15 protein-coding genes and 1 tRNA gene are annotated in these 16,040 nt (G+C 71.9%); 9 read left to right on the top strand and 7 right to left on the bottom strand.

What is annotated here, in order from left to right; all coding sequences use genetic code 11:
* Positions 1–44: 44 nt before the first annotated feature.
* Complete coding sequence (locus AF335_RS13380; RefSeq protein ID WP_102918529.1) at positions 45–1,253, top strand: acyl-CoA dehydrogenase family protein; 1,209 nt, start codon at positions 45–47, stop codon at positions 1,251–1,253.
* A 125-nt stretch (positions 1,254–1,378) separates the two neighbouring features.
* Here AF335_RS13380 and AF335_RS13375 read toward each other — a convergent pair whose 3' ends face one another.
* The 4 genes from AF335_RS13375 to AF335_RS13360 form a co-directional block, all read right to left on the bottom strand.
* Complete coding sequence (locus tag AF335_RS13375; protein WP_102918528.1) at positions 1,379–1,726, bottom strand: rhodanese-like domain-containing protein; 348 nt, start codon at positions 1,724–1,726, stop codon at positions 1,379–1,381.
* A gap of 10 nt (positions 1,727–1,736) precedes the next feature.
* The gene (locus AF335_RS13370) at positions 1,737–2,546 is read right to left on the bottom strand and encodes a hypothetical protein (protein WP_102918527.1); all 810 of its coding nucleotides are present in this window, start codon (positions 2,544–2,546) and stop codon (positions 1,737–1,739) included.
* Positions 2,547–2,899: 353 nt separating this feature from the next.
* On the bottom strand, positions 2,900–4,402 hold the full coding sequence (locus AF335_RS13365; protein WP_102918526.1) for a DUF2252 domain-containing protein: 1,503 nt from the start codon (positions 4,400–4,402) through the stop codon (positions 2,900–2,902).
* A gap of 67 nt (positions 4,403–4,469) precedes the next feature.
* A complete protein-coding gene (locus AF335_RS13360; RefSeq protein ID WP_376697814.1) occupies positions 4,470–5,654 on the bottom strand; it encodes a hypothetical protein in 1,185 nt (394 codons plus the stop codon).
* 131 nt (positions 5,655–5,785) lie between these two features.
* Here AF335_RS13360 and AF335_RS13355 point away from each other — a divergent pair, with 131 nt between their 5' ends.
* Positions 5,786–6,220 (top strand): MarR family winged helix-turn-helix transcriptional regulator, encoded by a 435-nt coding sequence (locus AF335_RS13355; protein ID WP_244927009.1) that lies wholly within the window; start codon positions 5,786–5,788, stop codon positions 6,218–6,220.
* Here AF335_RS13355 and AF335_RS13350 read toward each other — a convergent pair.
* The gene (locus tag AF335_RS13350; protein WP_102918525.1) at positions 6,213–6,572 is read right to left on the bottom strand and encodes a winged helix-turn-helix transcriptional regulator; all 360 of its coding nucleotides are present in this window, start codon (positions 6,570–6,572) and stop codon (positions 6,213–6,215) included. The two genes, AF335_RS13355 and AF335_RS13350, sit on opposite strands and share 8 nt — an antisense overlap.
* A gap of 168 nt (positions 6,573–6,740) precedes the next feature.
* Between AF335_RS13350 and AF335_RS13345 the strand changes: the two genes are divergently transcribed.
* Positions 6,741–7,391, top strand: coding sequence for an FMN-dependent NADH-azoreductase (locus AF335_RS13345; RefSeq protein ID WP_102918524.1), 651 nt, complete (start codon positions 6,741–6,743; stop codon positions 7,389–7,391).
* Between the two features lie 242 nt (positions 7,392–7,633).
* Positions 7,634–7,969 carry a helix-turn-helix domain-containing protein gene (locus AF335_RS13340; RefSeq protein ID WP_102918523.1) on the top strand — a complete coding sequence of 112 codons (336 nt, stop codon included), beginning with the start codon at positions 7,634–7,636 and terminating at the stop codon, positions 7,967–7,969.
* 63 nt (positions 7,970–8,032) lie between these two features.
* On the opposite strand, the gene AF335_RS13335 is transcribed toward AF335_RS13340, so the two are convergent.
* Positions 8,033–8,812, bottom strand: coding sequence for a hypothetical protein (locus tag AF335_RS13335; protein WP_146045510.1), 780 nt, complete (start codon positions 8,810–8,812; stop codon positions 8,033–8,035).
* Between the two features lie 376 nt (positions 8,813–9,188).
* A tRNA-Leu gene (locus AF335_RS13330) sits at positions 9,189–9,275 on the bottom strand.
* Between the two features lie 693 nt (positions 9,276–9,968).
* Between AF335_RS13330 and AF335_RS13325 the strand changes: the two genes are divergently transcribed.
* The 5 genes from AF335_RS13325 to AF335_RS13305 all read left to right on the top strand — a co-directional run bounded on the left by AF335_RS13325 (position 9,969) and on the right by AF335_RS13305 (position 15,879).
* A complete protein-coding gene (locus tag AF335_RS13325; RefSeq protein WP_102918521.1) occupies positions 9,969–10,823 on the top strand; it encodes an FHA domain-containing protein in 855 nt (284 codons plus the stop codon).
* Positions 10,824–10,833: 10 nt separating this feature from the next.
* Complete coding sequence (locus tag AF335_RS13320; protein ID WP_087927277.1) at positions 10,834–11,361, top strand: FHA domain-containing protein FhaB/FipA; 528 nt, start codon at positions 10,834–10,836, stop codon at positions 11,359–11,361.
* A gap of 66 nt (positions 11,362–11,427) precedes the next feature.
* Positions 11,428–12,957 (top strand): PP2C family protein-serine/threonine phosphatase, encoded by a 1,530-nt coding sequence (locus tag AF335_RS13315; protein ID WP_102918771.1) that lies wholly within the window; start codon positions 11,428–11,430, stop codon positions 12,955–12,957.
* Positions 12,958–12,979: 22 nt separating this feature from the next.
* Positions 12,980–14,425 (top strand): FtsW/RodA/SpoVE family cell cycle protein, encoded by a 1,446-nt coding sequence (locus AF335_RS13310; RefSeq protein WP_102918520.1) that lies wholly within the window; start codon positions 12,980–12,982, stop codon positions 14,423–14,425.
* Positions 14,422–15,879 (top strand): peptidoglycan D,D-transpeptidase FtsI family protein, encoded by a 1,458-nt coding sequence (locus AF335_RS13305; protein WP_102918519.1) that lies wholly within the window; start codon positions 14,422–14,424, stop codon positions 15,877–15,879. Before AF335_RS13310 ends, AF335_RS13305 begins: the two co-directional genes overlap by 4 nt.
* Positions 15,880–16,040: the final 161 nt, after the last annotated feature.

The following is a 16,040-nucleotide window of genomic DNA, read 5'->3' as shown; positions in this document are numbered from 1 at the left end:
TTCAAGCGTCGGCAGTCCGGGCAGCGGCTCGCAGGAGGACGGCAGTGGACTTCACCTTCACCGAGGAGCAGCGGGCCGCCGAGGAAGCGGCCGGGGCGGTCTTCGCGGGGGTCTCTCCCGACGACGTCCCCAGCCCGGCCCTCACCGGTGGCGCGGTGGCCGAGGACTTCGACCGGGCCCTGTGGGGCCGGCTCGCCGCGGCGGATCTGCTGAGCCTGTACGGCCCGGCGGAGCAGGGGGGCGCGGGTCTCGGCCCGCTCGCCCTGTGTCTGGTGCTGAGGGAGGCCGGGCAGGTCCTCGCCCGGGTGCCGTTGCTGGAGACCGGCGCCGCCGCCCTCACCCTGACGGCGGTAGGTGGCCCGGTGGCCGCCCGGCTGCTGCCCCTGATCGGCCGTGGCGAGCTGACCGTCACCGCCGCCTCCAGCGGCCGCACCGGCCACGACCCGGCCGAACTGGCCGTCACAGCCCGCCCGGTACCCGGCGAGCCCGGCGGCTGGCTCCTGGACGGGGTACAGACCGCAGTGCCCTGGGCGGCAGGCACCGACCTGATACTGCTGCCCGCGCGCACGCTCGAGCAGCCCGCCGAACCGGCGCACGAACAACCGAATACGGCAGGTGGGGCGGGGAGGGGTGGGGGAGGGGGGGAGGGCCCCCTCCTGGCGTTCGTTTCCCGCGACCGTCCCGGAGTCACCCTCGCCGACCAGGTCTCCACCAACGGCGAGCGCTACGGCGAGCTCCACCTCGACTCCGTACGCCTCACCGGCGAGGAGGTGATCACCACTGCGGGGGCCTGGGAGCGGCTGCGCGGCCTGCTCACCATCGGCACCTGCGCCCTGGCCCTGGGCGTCGGCACGGCGGTCTCACGGATGACGGGCGCGTACACCGCCAAGCGTGAGCAGTTCGGCTTCCCGATCGCCACGTTCCAGGCCGTGGCCGTCCAGGCCGCCGACCGTTACATCGACCTGCGCGCGATGGAGGCCACGCTCTGGCAGGCCGCGTGGCGGCTGGAGTCCGGGGCCGACGGTGCGCTCCCGGTCGCCGCCGACCTGGCCGTCGCCAAGGTCTGGGCTTCGGAAGGCGTCCGCCGCATCGTCCAGACCGCACAGCATCTGCACGGCGGCTTCGGCGCGGACACCACCTACGCCCTGCACCGGTACCACGCCTGGGCCAAGCAGTTGGAGCTCTCGCTGGGCTCCGCCGGGGCACACGAGGAGGCCCTGGGCGACCTGCTCGCCGCCCACCCCCTCGGCTAGGGACCGGGCCGGGAAACCGGCCGATCACCGGCCGAAGCCCCGCCCGGAACTCCGGCCGGGATCGACCGCATCCGGCGTCCCGGCCGACGATCCGGCCGGAACCCCGGCCAGATCACCGGCCCCGGCTAGATCACCGTGCCGGGAGCGCCCTCGGCGTCCACGACCGGGCGGCCCAGGGCCTCCCATGCCTGCATGCCGCCGTCGACGTTCGCCGCGTCCAGGCCCTGCTGGACGAGGTAGGCCGTCACCTGCGCGGAGCGGCCGCCCGAGCGGCAGATGACGTTGATCCGGCCGCCCTCGGGGGCCTGCTCCGTCAGCGAGCCGTAGCGGGCGACGAAGTCGCTCATCGGGATGTGGAGCGCGCCCTCCGCATGCCCCGCCGTCCACTCGTCCTGCTCGCGGACGTCAAGCAGAAAGTCGTCGGAGGAGAGCGCGTCGACGCCGACCGTGGGAACCCCAGAACCGAAATGCATGTCCCCGACGCTACCCGAACAGCGAGGCCAGATGGGCCTCCCGTTCGGCGACCTGGGCACGCAGCCCGTCGGCGATCTCCGCCAGCAGGCCGTCCGGGTCGTCCGGCGCCATCTTGATCATCGAGCCGATCGCCGAGCCCTCCAGCTCCGCGGCCAGCGCCGACAGCATTTCCTTGCGCCGGGCCAGCCACTCCAGCCGGGCGTACAGCTCCTCGGCACGGCTCGGGCGGAGCGCCGCGGGCACCGGGCCCGCCGCCCACTCCTCGGCCAGCTCCAGGAGCAGCTTCTCGTTCCCGGCCGCGTACGCGGCGTTGACCCGCACGATGAACTCGTCGCGGCGCACCCGCTCCGCCTCGTCCCGCGCCAGGTCCGGATGGGCCTTGCGGACCAGCTCGCGGAACACCCGGCGGGCCTCGTCGCTCGGCCGCACCCGCTCCGGCGGCCGGACCGGCTGCTCGGTGAGCATCGCCTGGGCCTCGGGCGACAGCCCGTCCGAGTCCAGCCAGCCGCCGAACAGCTCCTCCACCCCGGGCAGCGGCTGCGCCATGGCGCGCGCCTCCCGCGCCTTCCGGAGATCCTCCGGGTCCTGGGTGCGGGCCGCCACGGCCTCCGCGATCCGGGCCTCCAGCTCGTCCAGGTGCGCGTACATCGGACCGAGGCGCTGGTGGTGCAGGCGGGAGAAGTTCTCCACCTCCACCCGGAAGGTCTCCACGGCGATCTCGAACTCGATCAGCGCCTGCTCGGCCGTCCGCACCGCCTGTTCCAGGCGTTCGGTACCCGGTTCGCGCGCGGGCGGGCTCTGCTCGGCATCGGGTGTCATCACCCGCCCAGCGTACGAGCTCCCGAGCGCCCCACGGGCACGCCCCGCTCCCACCCGCACCGCCGACCCACGCATTCCGGCCGTCGCCCGCCCGCCCCGGGCCGGACAGCACCCCGACGGCACACCCCCACGGGGCCCCGCCCCGTCCTGCCGCCGTTGCCACCACCGGCCCGGGGCGGATCCAGACCTCGCGGTCCGCCCCCGGGATCTCGGCCTGCCGGTCCAAGGCCCGCGCCCCAGCGCCCGCGATCCGCCCACCCCAGATCCGCCCCCGATCCGAGCCCCTGGACCCGAGCCCCCGGATCCCGAACCCCGCGCCCCAGCCCCCGCAGCCTGGCCTCCCCGCCCCTGCCCTAGACCCCCGCCTCCGCCGCCAGCCGCCCGCCCCGGACCGCCGACACCAGCTCCCCGTGGTCCTTCTCCGTCCGGTCCGCGTAGGCCGCCGCGAACCTCGCGACCGCCTCGTCCAGCTCCGCCGACTTCCCGCAGTACCCCGCTATCACCCGGGGGTCCGCGCTGTGCGCGTGCGCGCGGGCGAGCAGCGCGCCCGTCATCCGCCCGTAGTCGTCGAGCTCGTCGGTGGCCAGGGCCGCCGGGTCGACGCTGCCCTTGCGGTTACGGAACTGCCGCACCTGGTACGGCCGCCCCTCGACCGTCGCCCAGCCGAGCAGCACATCGCTGACGACCTGCATCCGCTTCTGCCCGAGGACCACGCGCCGCCCCTCGTGACCCGCCTCCGGAGGCGGGAAACCGGCCTTCTCCGCGTAGGGCAGCAGGACCGACGGCCGGGCCTCCTTCACCTGGAGGACCAGCGGCTCCCCCCGGTGGTCGAGGAGCAGCACCACATACGAGCGCAGCCCCACGCTCCCCGTGCCCACCACCCGGAACGCCACGTCCTGCACCTCATAGCGCCCGAGCAGCGGCAGCAGTTCCTCCGGCAGCGTGCGCAGATAGCCGGGGAGGGCCATCGCGACGGCCGTCGCCTCCTCGTCCGGCACCCGGCTCAGCACCGGCGGCGCGTCCAGGAACCGCAGCCCGCCGTCCGCCTGCTCGGTGGCCTTCGCGGCGAAGCGGGCGCTGGTGTTGCGGCGGGCCTTCTGTTCGACCCGCTCCAGCGTGCCGACCAGCTCCCGGGCGTCGGCGTGCGTGACGAGCCGCTCGTCGGCGATGGCGTTCCACGCGTCGGCCACCGGCATCCGGGCCAGCAGCCGCATGGTGCGCCGGTAGGCGCCCACGGCGTCCCGGGCGGCCGCCCGGCAGGTGTCCTCGCCCGCGCCCGCCTCCCGCCCCGCGAGCACCAGCGAGGTCGCGAGCCGCTTCAGGTCCCACTCCCAGGGGCCGTGCAGCGTCTCGTCGAAGTCGTTGAGGTCGATGACCATGCCGCCGCGGGCGTCGCCGTAGAGCCCGAAGTTCGCGGCGTGGGCGTCGCCGCATATCTGCGCGCCGATCCCGGTCACCGCCGTGCGCACCAGGTCGTGCCCCATCAGCCCGGCCGAGCCGCGCAGGAAGGCGAAGGGGGAGGCGGCCATCCGCCCCACCCGTATCGGCGTCAGCCGCGGCAGCCGGCCGGCGTTCGACGCCTCGACCATCTCGACCGCCCCGGGCCGGCCCGCGTCCGCCTCCCACTCGGCGTGCCCGGCGCGCGGCACCGCGGCCCGCAGGGCCTTGCCCACCGCCTTCGGCGACAGGCCCGCCCCGGCGGACCCCGCGCCCGCGAGCCCCGTGAGCCCCGGAACCGTGAGCCCCTCGACTCCCGTGCCCCCCGGAGCTCCCGCAGGCCCTGAAACTCCCGGAACTTCCGGCAGGCCGCCCCCCGACGGCCTCGCGAACCCCGGCACGTACGGCAGTCGCGACATGGCGCTCCCCCTCCCCCTCCACACCCACGCGGACTTCTCCGAAGCTACCGCCCGCCACTGACAGCGGTCAGACCCCGACCGCTTCCTCCATCTCCTCCTCCATGTCCCCTCCGCGCCGCCCGACTTCGGCGGAACCGGAAGCGGAACCGACCCCGGAACCAGCCCCGGAGCCGGACCCGGGGACAGACGCAGAGCCGGACTCGGCCCCGGAGCCCGAAGCGCGCCGTGCCCGCGCGGCCTCGACGGCCCACGCCACGGCCACGACCGCCGCGCCGAGCACCAGCCACAGCACCAGCGTGGTCACGTGCCCGCCCAGCCCCTCGCTGCCGAAGTAGACGAGGCTGCGCGTGCCCTCCACGAACCCGGCGCCGTTCCAGAAGGCGTGCAGCCCCGCGAAGAACCCGTTCTGCAACTCGGGCCGGAAGACGCCGCCGGAGCTCGTGAAGTTGAGCATCACGAAGAGGACCATCACACCGAGCGTCGTCCACCGCTTGAGGAAGGTGTGCAGCCCGACGCCGACGAACAGGACGCCCGCCGAATAGACCCAGGCCAGCCCCCACAGCCCGGCCAGCCCGTGGTCGACCAGATGGAAGACGGGCCCCGCGAAGGCCACCCCGATCAGGCTGACCACCAGAGACGTCCCGGCCGCCAGCAGGGCGCGCAGCCGCATCGGCAGCACCGCCCCCGCCCCGCCGAGCACCGCGACCGAGGCGTACGAACCGATGCTCAGCGCGACCAGGAGGAAGAAGATGCCCTGCCCGGTCGGGTCGTCCTTCGAGGCCGGCACCACGTCCGTCACCTTCAGCGGGGCGCCCTGCGCCGCCGCGACCCGGGTGAAGACCTTCTCCACGGCCGTGGCGGTGGTGTCGGAGCCGGCGGTGGCGACCAGCAGCTCCGGCGCCCGCCCCCGGTCACCGGGCACGTACGCGCCGAAGACGTCCTGGCTCCGGAGCCGCCGCACCGCCTCGTCCCGGCCGGCCACGGTACGGACGTCCAGGGCGCCGTCCGCCTTCTCGCCGAGGCTCCGCGCCAGCTCCTGCGGGGCGGCACCGCTGCCGACGACCGCGACGGGCAGCTCGTGCGGCGTCGGGGTCGCGAACGCGCCCAGGTAGGCGAGCCCCATCCCGACGCACATCAGCAGGGGGGTGAGGAGATGGATCAGGACATGGCGCAGTCCGGCCGTACGGGCGGCCCCGTGCGGCGTAGGGGCCGCGTGGGCCCCGTGGGCCCCCTGCGCGGAAGCGGAACTCATGGACGGTCCCTCCAGTCCCTCGGGCCGCCGCCTCGGGCCGCCTCCCGGAACAGATAGTTGGCTTATACAACTCTTACTCCAAGTTGTACTGTACAACTACACCCGGAAAAGGGAGCCGAAAGGGAGCCTCCGTGCCGCACCGAGACCAGTCCGTCGAGACCATCCAGCGCGAGATGACCGCCTTCGCGCGCCGCGCGCGGGCGACCGCCGCCCGGACGCATCCCGAGCTCTCCCTGGTCTCCTTCACCCTGCTGTCGCACCTGGAGGACCGGGGAGGCTGCCGGGCCACCGACCTCGCCGCGCACTACCTGCTCGACAAGTCCACGGTCAGCCGGCAGGTCGCCGCCCTGGAGCGGCTGGACCTGGTCGAGCGCCGGGTCGACCCCGACGACCACCGCGTACAGGTGCTGCACCTCACGGAACGCGGCGTCGCGACCCTCGCCCAGGTCGCCGCCACCCGCCGGACGGCCTTCGAGGAGCGCCTGACCGGCTGGAACGAGGCCGACCTCAGCCGGTTCGCCGCCTATCTGCTGCGCTACAACGAGGCGGCCGAACGACTCAGCTGAGGCCGCCGGGACAGTAGGGATCGCGCTGGAGGTACTTCGCGGCCCACGCGCCGAGCTCCTTGAGCGCGGGCTCCATCGCCTGCCCCGCCTCCGTCAGCCGGTACGCCACGCGCAGCGGCGGACCGGGGCACACCTCGCGTACGACCAGACCGGCCGCGGCCAGCTCCGTGAGCCGGTCCGACAGCATGCGCTCACTGATCCCCGGGATCGCCCGCCGCAGGTCGGCGAAGTGCACCCGGCCGGGCATCAGCGTGGCCACGATCAGCCCCGTCCAGCGCTTACCGAACAGCTCGAAGACCCGCGTCATGCCTACGTCGACGCTCTTGCACGCCTGTTCCCCGTGGTCCGCCATGAGCCCTAGGGTACTGCGCCATTCTTAGGCACTGCGGAAAAGTAAGCTGCTGTGCTATTAATAGTTCCACACGGAACTTCAGCTCCGTACGTCAGGTAATCACGGCGCTCCGCCCGTCCCGGCGCTCCACGCCCCGCCCGGCGCCCCGCCCGTCCCTTGGAGATCCCCATGGCCACGCTGCTGCACCTCGACTCCTCCGCGCTCCCCCAGGGCTCGGCCTCCCGTGAGGTCACCGCCGCCTTCCGCAAGGCATGGGAGGAGCAGCACCCCGACGGCACGGTCGTCTACCGCGACCTGGCCGCCGACCCGCTGCCGCACCTGGACGCCGCGGCCGTCACCGCCGAGTTCACCGACCCGGCCGACCGCACCGAGGAGCAGCGGGCGGGCTCCGCGCGGCGGCACGCGCTGGCCGACGAGCTGGAGCGCGCGGACGCGGTCCTGATCGGCGCGCCGATGTACAACTTCACGATCCCCTCCACGCTCAAGGCGTGGCTGGACCACGTGCTCATCACGGGCCGCACCACCGGGACCGAGAACCTCCCCAACGCGGGCACCCCGGTCACCGTCGTCGCCAGCCGCGGCGGCGCCTACGGGCCCGGCACCCCGCGCGAGGGCTTCGACTTCGTGACCACGTATCTGGAGAAGGTCCTGGGCGTCGCGCTCGGCATGGAGGTCGACTTCATCGTTCCCGAGCTGACGCTCGCCCGGGCCGTACCCGCGATGGCCGGCCTGATCGACAAGGCGGACGCCTCCCGCGCCCGGGCCGACGCGGACGCCGCCGCCAAGGGCAAGGCCCTCGCCGCGCGCCTCGCCGCCTGAGCACCGCACCCGCCCACGGGGTCCGCGTCCCGGGGCCAGGGCGACGCGACCCCCAGGGCAATCCCAGGAGTTGGCCGAATTCGACCGTTTGCCGCGTCGTCCCTGGTCACCCCGTGCCCAAGAACGGCCGATCGCGCCCGTGGGCCAATCTTTAGCCGAATCAAGGCTTTTAGCTAAGCCTAAAGGTGGCATCCTCTCCTAGGGAGCCGCCTGGCGGCACTGACAAGTCCTGGGGGTAGAGCATGGCCTGGCGCACACATACCGAGGGCGGCAGGACGGCCGACGCGGCCGGCGCCCGCCTCGCACGCCACGCGACGGCCTCGCTCGCGGGCGTGCTCGCCGAACAAGGCATGTCCCGCAAGGACTTGGCGGACACCATGGGCGTGTCACCCGGAAGGGTCAGTCAAATCCTCTCCGGTGACGAGAATTTGACCATGCGGTCCTTGGCGGCCGTCGCCGAAGCCCTCGACCTACGCGTGGAGATCTCCTTCAGCGAAAGGCCGGCCGCCGAGCACCGCGAGCCCGTCGAGAGCGCGCGCGCTCCGCACCACCGCCCCTTAACTCACGCCCACCGCTGACGTCCCGCCCCGTGCCGCCGTCTCTCCGGCCCCACCCGGCCGACGTGCCCTCGCCCGGCCGGCTCAGCCGGCCGGTGTTCCTCCCGGGGCCACAGCCTCAGGACGGTCCCGCAGCTCGCGGAGCCTCCTGTCGTCACTGCGCTTGCCATGGGCGTGCGCCAGGTCGAGCAGGTACGCGCAGTACTGCTCGGCCTCACCGAAAGCCCTCCGCACCTGCCGCAGTTCCTCGCGCGTGCGCTCACGGCGCTGCTGCTGGCACGCCTTCTCGATCCGCGTCTCGATGGTGATCCACTTCTGGGCGGCGATCCGCACGTCCCTGTGCCGCTCCACGATCTCCTTCCGCAGGTGGGTGCGGATCCGGCCCGTACGCCCCGGGGCGTCGACCCGCGACAACAGATGCTGCCTGACCCGGTCCGCGAAGGTGTCGAGGTCCCAGCAGTCCTGAAAGCCGCCGGCCATGCGGTACGACCACTCGGCGCGGTCCGTCTGCAACCGCAGCGCGAGGCTGTTCAGCAGCAGGGAGTCGCCGAGGGTGACGATCGCCATCAGCGGGTGCTCGCCGGACTGCTCCAGCTTCCGCTTGGGCACCAGCCCCAGGCCCGCCACCACGCCGACCGCCGCGGGCGGCACGCTCGACGCGTGCGGCAGCAGCAGCCCGCTGGCCAGGGCCGCCATGACGGCCGTCCACAGCACCACGGCGACCGCCGACGCCGCCGAGCGGACCGTACCGAGCAGCCGCCCGTCCTCACGGAAGCGCCAGACCAGGCACACCCAGGTCACCGGCGCGCAGATGGCGGCGGGCAGCACCCACTCGGACAGCACGGAGGTCTGGTCCCACGCCACCTCGTCCCCCATTCCGGTTGCAGACGACGCCCCCCGACGACACCGGACTCGACGCCCTTCACACAGCGCCCCAGCGCGACTACAGAATGATGTTCCCACCGCGGCCACTCGCGCGGGCAATGATCCGGCCAAGCTCTCCCGTCACAGCCGAATTCGCGCCATCACAGCGGCCGTCGGGCAAAGATCAGGGCAAGAACCCGAACAGACGAGCCCCGGGACATCCGCGCGGAAGCGCACGGGAAACACAGGAAGCGCACAGGAACCGCAGAGGTGCACGGAGCGGAGGCGCACGGAAGGGGGGAACGCACCGGCAAGCGGGTACGACGAGAAGGACCCCTCCAGGTGACCGGAGTCACTCGGAGGGGTCCTTCTCGTATGGTGCGCGAGGGGGGAGTTGAACCCCCACGCCCTTTCGGGCACTGGAACCTGAATCCAGCGCGTCTGCCTATTCCGCCACCCGCGCATGGGTGTTGTCTTCGTTACCCCGCACCTTCTTCGGACTCATCCGTCCGGGTCTTGTGCGTTCGCCTTCCGACATCGAGAACATTAGCACGCTGTGGAGGGTCTCTTCACACGCGTTTGCGGTGGCCCGCGCCACACGGCCCGCACTCGGGCCGACGCGGACACCGCCCCATCGCCCGCGCCCGCCCCGCGCCCATCACGCGCCCGTCCCGGCACCGACCTGCCACGGCGACCTGCCGCAACCCCGCCTCCGGCCTGCACCGCCCCGCGGACCGCCCGCTCCGCGACCGCCCGCCCCACCGCCGCTCCCGCACCGCGCACCACGCACCACGCACCACCCATGAAGCCCCCGCCGCCCCACCGGACGGCCCCGGCCCTCTCGGCCTCTCCCGGCTTCTCCCGGCTTCTCCCCGGCGACCGCTCCAGCGCCCGCTCCGGCGGCCACCCCCGCGCCCGCCCCGGCCGGCGGCGGCCGCCCCGGAACCCGGGTCATGGCGGCGGCCCCCACGGGGTACCCCACCGGTTGCGGGACACTGACTCGCGGCCGCCTCTACGATCCCTAGTGAAGGCGACACTCGTCACTCCTGGCGCCGAAGGGGAACCAGCCGTTTTCCCGACGCGTGGATACGATCAGTAAGCAGTATCAGGAACGACACTGAGCATCAGGAACGTCACTGAGGGAAGGAGGTGCCCCGTGGGAGTACTGAAGCGCTTCGAGCAGCGACTCGAGGGTCTCGTGAACGGCACCTTCGCCAAGGTGTTCAAGTCCGAGGTGCAGCCGGTGGAGATCGCGGGCGCGCTCCAGCGTGAGTGCGACAACAACGCCACCATCTGGAACCGTGACCGCACCGTCGTCCCCAACGACTTCATCGTGGAACTGAGCGCCCCGGACTTCGAGCGGCTCAGCCCCTATTCCGGGCAGCTCGGCGACGAGCTCTCCGGCATGGTCCGCGACTACGCCAAGCAGCAGCGGTACACCTTCATGGGGACCATCAAGGTCCACCTGGAGAAGGCGGACGACCTCGACACCGGGCTCTACCGGGTGCGCAGCCGCACCCTCGCCGCCAGCGAGTCGCAGGAGCCGGGCGCCCGCCCGGCCGCCCCGCGGCCCGGCACCGGCGGCGCCGTCACCCAGGGTGGCGGCGGCTATCCGGCCCCGCCGGCCGGTCTGCCGCCCATGCCCGCGTCCCCGCCGCCCGGCGCCACGCCCCCGGGACGCCCCGCGCCCCGTGCGGCCGGTCCCGCGGCCGGGGCCGCCTCCGGCGGCCAGACCAGGCGCTGGATCGAGATCAACGGCACCCGCCACCAGATCTCGCGGCCCACCCTCGTACTGGGCCGCAGCACCGAGGCGGACGTACGCATCGACGACCCCGGCGTATCCCGCCGGCACTGTGAAATCCGGGTCGGCACCCCCGCGACGATCCAGGATCTGGGGTCGACGAACGGCATCGTGGTGGACGGACAGCACACCACGCGCGCTACGCTCCGCGACGGCTCACGCATCGTCGTGGGCAGCACCACCATCGTTTATCGGCAAGCCGAAGGGTGAAGCGGGGGCAATGTCAGAGCTGACCCTCACGGTCATGCGGTTGGGTTTCCTCGCCGTCTTGTGGCTGTTCGTCATCGTGGCCGTCCAGGTCATCCGCAGCGACCTCTTCGGCACGCGCGTGACCCAGCGCGGCTCCCGCCGCGGCGGCTCCGACCGGCAGCCCCAGCGCGCGCAGCAGACCGCACCGCCGCAGCAGCGCCAGCAGCAGGGCGGCGGCCGCCGGGCCGACCGCGGGCGCCGTGGCGCGCCCACCAAGCTGGTGGTCTCCGAGGGGACCCTCACCGGCACCACGGTGGCCCTCCAGGGACAGACCATCTCCCTCGGCCGCGCGCACGACTCCACGATCGTGCTGGACGACGACTACGCCTCCAGCAGGCATGCCAGGATCTATCCGGACCGCGACGGCCAGTGGATCGTCGAGGACCTCGGTTCGACCAACGGCACGTACCTCGACCGGACCCGGCTGACCACCCCGACCCCGATCCCGCTCGGTGCGCCGATCCGCATCGGCAAGACCGTCATCGAGCTGCGGAAGTAGTAGGACCATGACGACCGGAGGGTGGGCACCGTGCGGATGTACCCGGAGCCGACGGGCGAGGTGCGCATGAGTCTGTCACTGCGCTTCGCCGCCGGATCGCACAAGGGCATGATCCGGGAGGGCAACGAGGACTCCGGTTACGCCGGCCCGCGCCTGCTCGCCATCGCCGACGGCATGGGCGGCCAGGCCGCGGGCGAGGTCGCCTCCTCCGAGGTGATCTCCACCCTGGTCACGCTCGACGACGACGTCCCGGGCTCCGACATCCTCACCTCGCTCGGCTCCGCCGTGCAGCGCGCCAACGAGCAGCTGCGCGTCATGGTCGAGGAGGACCCCCAGCTGGAGGGCATGGGCACCACGCTCACCGCCCTGCTGTGGACCGGTCAGCGGCTCGGCCTGGTGCACGTCGGCGACTCGCGCGCGTACCTGCTGCGCGACGGCGTGCTCACCCAGATCACCCAGGACCACACCTGGGTGCAGCGGCTGGTCGACGAGGGCCGGATCACGGAGGAGGAGGCCACCACCCACCCGCAGCGCTCCCTGCTGATGCGCGCGCTGGGCAGTGGCGACCACGTGGAGCCGGACCTGTCGATCCGCGAGGTGCGGGCCGGCGACCGCTATCTGATCTGCTCGGACGGTCTCTCCGGCGTCGTCAGCCATCAGACGATGGAGGAGACGCTCGCCAGCTACCAGGGCCCGCACGAGACGATCCAGGAGCTCATCCAGCTCGCCCTGCGCGGCGGCGGCCCCGACAACATCACCTGCATCGTCGCCGACGTCCTCGACGTCGACGGCAACGACACCCTGACCGCCCAGTTCAACGACACGCCGGTGATCGTCGGCGCGGTCGCGGAGAACCAGCTCCAGCTGGGCGACGACGGCGCCATGCAGACCCCGGCCGGCCGTGCCGCCGAGCACGCCCGCGCCAACCGGCCCGTGCCCCCGCAGGCCCCGGCGGGCGGCTTCGGCCCGCCCGGCAGCGGTGAGCCGGGCATGGGCGGCGCGCCCGACGGCTCGTTCGGCGCGTTCATGGACGAGGACTTCGTCAAGCCCGCCCGCCGAGGCAAGTGGATCAAGCGGTCGGTGATCGGCGCGATCGTGCTCGGCGTGGTCGCCGGCGGCCTCTACGGGGGCTACAGCTGGACCCAGACGCAGTACTTCGTGGGCGCCAAGGACAACAACCACGTGGCCGTCTACCAGGGCATCAACCAGGACCTCGCCTGGGTCGGCCTCAGCAAGCTGTACGAGGACCACCCCGAGATCGAACTCAAGTACCTCCCGGTCGACCAGCGCACCCGCGTCGAGGAGACGATCCCGCTCGACAGCCGGGCCAAGGCCGTCCAGAAGGTCAAGGACCTCGGCCTCCTCGCAGGCACCTGCAAGAAGGAGGACGAGCGGCGCAAGGCCGAGCAGAAGCAGCGGGAGGCGGAGAAGCAGAGCGGCGACAAGGCCGGCGGCGCCCTGGGCGACGCCGCACGCGACCCCAACCGGGCAGACGCCAAGCCGAACCCCGTCCAGGCCACCCCGACGCCCGCGCCGGGCCCCACCCTCACCGAGGAAGAGCAGAAGTTGGTCCCGCAGTGCAGCGCTCAGCAGTGAAGCCGTAGGGGGCCATCAACTCATGTCGACCATGCCATCCACGCCGAGTACCACCACCACGACCACGATCAGCACCGTGGGCCCGCCCAGCCGGCGCAACACCGAGCTGGCACTGCTCGCCTTCGCGGTGATCCTGCCGTGCTTCGCGTACGCCAACGTCGGTCTCGCCCTCGACGGCAAGATGCCCTCGGGCATGCTCGGCTACGGCCTGGGCCTCGGCCTGCTGGCCGGCGTCGGCCATCTGGTGGTCCGTAAGTTCGCCAAGTACGCCGACCCGCTGCTGCTGCCGCTGGCCACCCTGCTCAACGGCCTGGGCCTGGTCATGATCTGGCGGCTGGACCAGTCGGAGCGGCTCGCCCGGCTGGCCAAGGCGCAGGGCTTCACCTTCCAGGCGTCGGCGCCCAACCAGCTGCTGTTCTCGGCGATGGGCATCGCCCTGTTCGTCGCTGTGGTGATCTTCCTCAAGGACCACCGCATCCTGCAGCGCTACACCTACATCTCGATGGTGGTGGCGCTGGTCCTGCTGGTCGCCCCGGTCTTCTTCCCCGGCAAGTTCGGCGCCAAGATCTGGATCACCGTCCCCGGCCTCGGCTCCATCCAGCCCGGGGAGTTCGCGAAGATCATCATCGCGATCTTCTTCGCCGGCTATCTGATGGTGAAGCGCGACGCGCTCGCCCTGGCCAGCCGCCGCTTCATGGGGCTGTACCTGCCCCGTGGGCGTGACCTCGGCCCGATCCTCGTGGTCTGGGCGCTCAGCCTGATGATCCTGGTCTTCGAGACCGACCTGGGTTCGTCGCTGCTGTTCTTCGGCATGTTCGTCGTGATGCTGTACGTCGCCACCGAACGCACCAGCTGGATCGTCTTCGGTCTGCTGATGTCCGCGGGCGGCGCGGCCGTGGTCGGCTCGGTCGAGCCGCACGTGAAGGTCCGTGTGATGGCCTGGCTGCACCCCTTCGCGGTGTACGACACGCCGCGCCCGTCCTGGGCCACCACCGAGCAGATCGCCCAGGCGCTGTTCGCCTTCGGGTCCGGCGGCGTCTTCGGCACCGGCTGGGGCCAGGGCGCCTCGGACCTCATCCAGTTCGCCGCCAACTCCGACTTCATCTTCGCCTCCTTCGGCGAGGAGCTCGGCCTGGCCGGCGCCATGGGGCTGCTGCTGATCTACGGTCTGATCGTCGAGCGCGGCATGCGGACGGCGCTGGCCGCCCGCGACCCCTTCGGAAAGCTTCTGGCCACGGGCCTGTCCGCCGGTTTCGGCATCCAGGTCTTCGTCGTGGCCGGCGGTGTCATGGGCCTCATCCCGCTGACCGGTATGACCATGCCGTTCCTCGCGCAGGGTGGTTCGTCCGTCATCGCCAACTGGGCGCTCATCGCCATCCTGATCAAGATCAGTGACACGGCGCGCCGTCCCGCACCGGCACCCGCACCGTCCACCGACGCCGAGATGACCCAGGTGGTCCGCCCGTGAACAAGCCCGTGCGCCGGATCGCGATCTTCTGCGGGCTGCTGGTGCTGGCCCTGCTGATCCGCGACAACTGGCTCCAGTTCGTCCAGGCGGACGAGCTGAAGACCCACAAGAAGAACCGCCGCGTCGACATCGCCCGCTACAGCCAGCCGCGCGGCAACATCATCGTGGACGGCCAGGCGATCACCGGCTCCCAGGAGACCGGCGGCGTCGACTTCAAGTACAAGCGGACGTACAAGAACGGCGAGATGTGGGCGCCGGTCACCGGCCGCTCCTCGCAGGTCTTCGGCTCGTCGCAGCTGGAGAACATCTACGACCGGGTGCTCATCGGCGACGACGACCGCCTGTTCTTCAACCGCACCGTCGACATGATCACGGGCAAGGGCAAGAAGGGCGGTGACGTCATCACCACCCTGAACTCCAAGGCCCAGGAGGCCGCCTTCAAGGGCCTCGGGGACAAGAAGGGCGCCGTCGCCGCCCTCGACCCGCGCACCGGCAAGATCCTCGCCCTCGCGTCCACCCCCTCGTACGACCCGTCGAAGATCGCGGGCGCCAACGACGGCGAGAACTGGACGGCGCTGGACAAGGACAAGAACCAGCCGATGCTCAACCGGGCCCTGCGGCAGACCTACCCGCCGGGTTCCACCTTCAAGGTCGTCACGGCCGCCGCGGCGCTGGAGAACGGCCTGTACAAGGACGTCGACTCCAAGACGAACTCGCCGCTGCCGTGGACCCTGCCGGACACGGTCCTCCCGCTGAGCAACGAGGGCAACCTCCCCACCTGCAAGGACGGCACGCTGCGCGAGGCGCTGCGGATCTCCTGCAACACCGTCTTCGGCAAGGTCAGCGCCGACCTCGGCAACAAGAAGATGATGGCCATGGCGGAGAAGTTCGGCTTCAACAACAAGCAGATCTTCACCCCGGTCCGCGTCGAGCAGAGCGTCTACCCCAAGGACAACCGCCCGCAGAACGCCATGGCGGGCATCGGTCAGGCGTCCAACCGCGCCACGCCGCTCCAGATGGCCATGGTGGCCTCCGCGGTCGCCAACAACGGCAAGCTGATGGAGCCGTACATGGTCGACAAGGTGCGGGCGCCCAACCTCAACGTGATCGAGACGCACCAGCCGAAGGAGATGTCGCAGCCGTTCTCCAAGCAGACGGCGCAGCAGCTCCAGTCGATCATGGAGACCGTGGTCCAGGACGGCACCGGCAAGAACGCGAAGATCGGGAACGTCACGGTCGGCGGCAAGACCGGAACGGCCCAGCACGGCGTGGACAACTCCGCGAACCCGTACGCCTGGTTCATCTCCTACGCCAAGACGGACAACGGCTCGCCGGTTGCCGTGGCCGTGGTGATCGAGGGTTCGGACACCGACCGCGAGGAGATCGCCGGTGGCGCGCTCGCCGCGCCGATCGCGAAGAACGTCATGGAGGCGGTGCTCAAGACGTCGAAGTGACGCCGTTCACCTCCGCATCGACGCGCCGCAGGTGACGGTACCGGTCGTGTATCAGGTGACCGTCGCGACCGGAAGGCGTGCGGCGTGCCGGGTACGGTATGCCGGACAGCACACCGCCGGACCCACGCCGGTGCGGTCAGGAAAACGGAAGGGCTGGAGCT

Source organism: Streptomyces eurocidicus (assembly GCF_002891295.1).
Taxonomy (GTDB): Bacteria; Actinomycetota; Actinomycetes; order Streptomycetales; family Streptomycetaceae; genus Streptomyces; species Streptomyces eurocidicus.
This window is presented reverse-complemented; position numbering and strand designations above follow the sequence as displayed.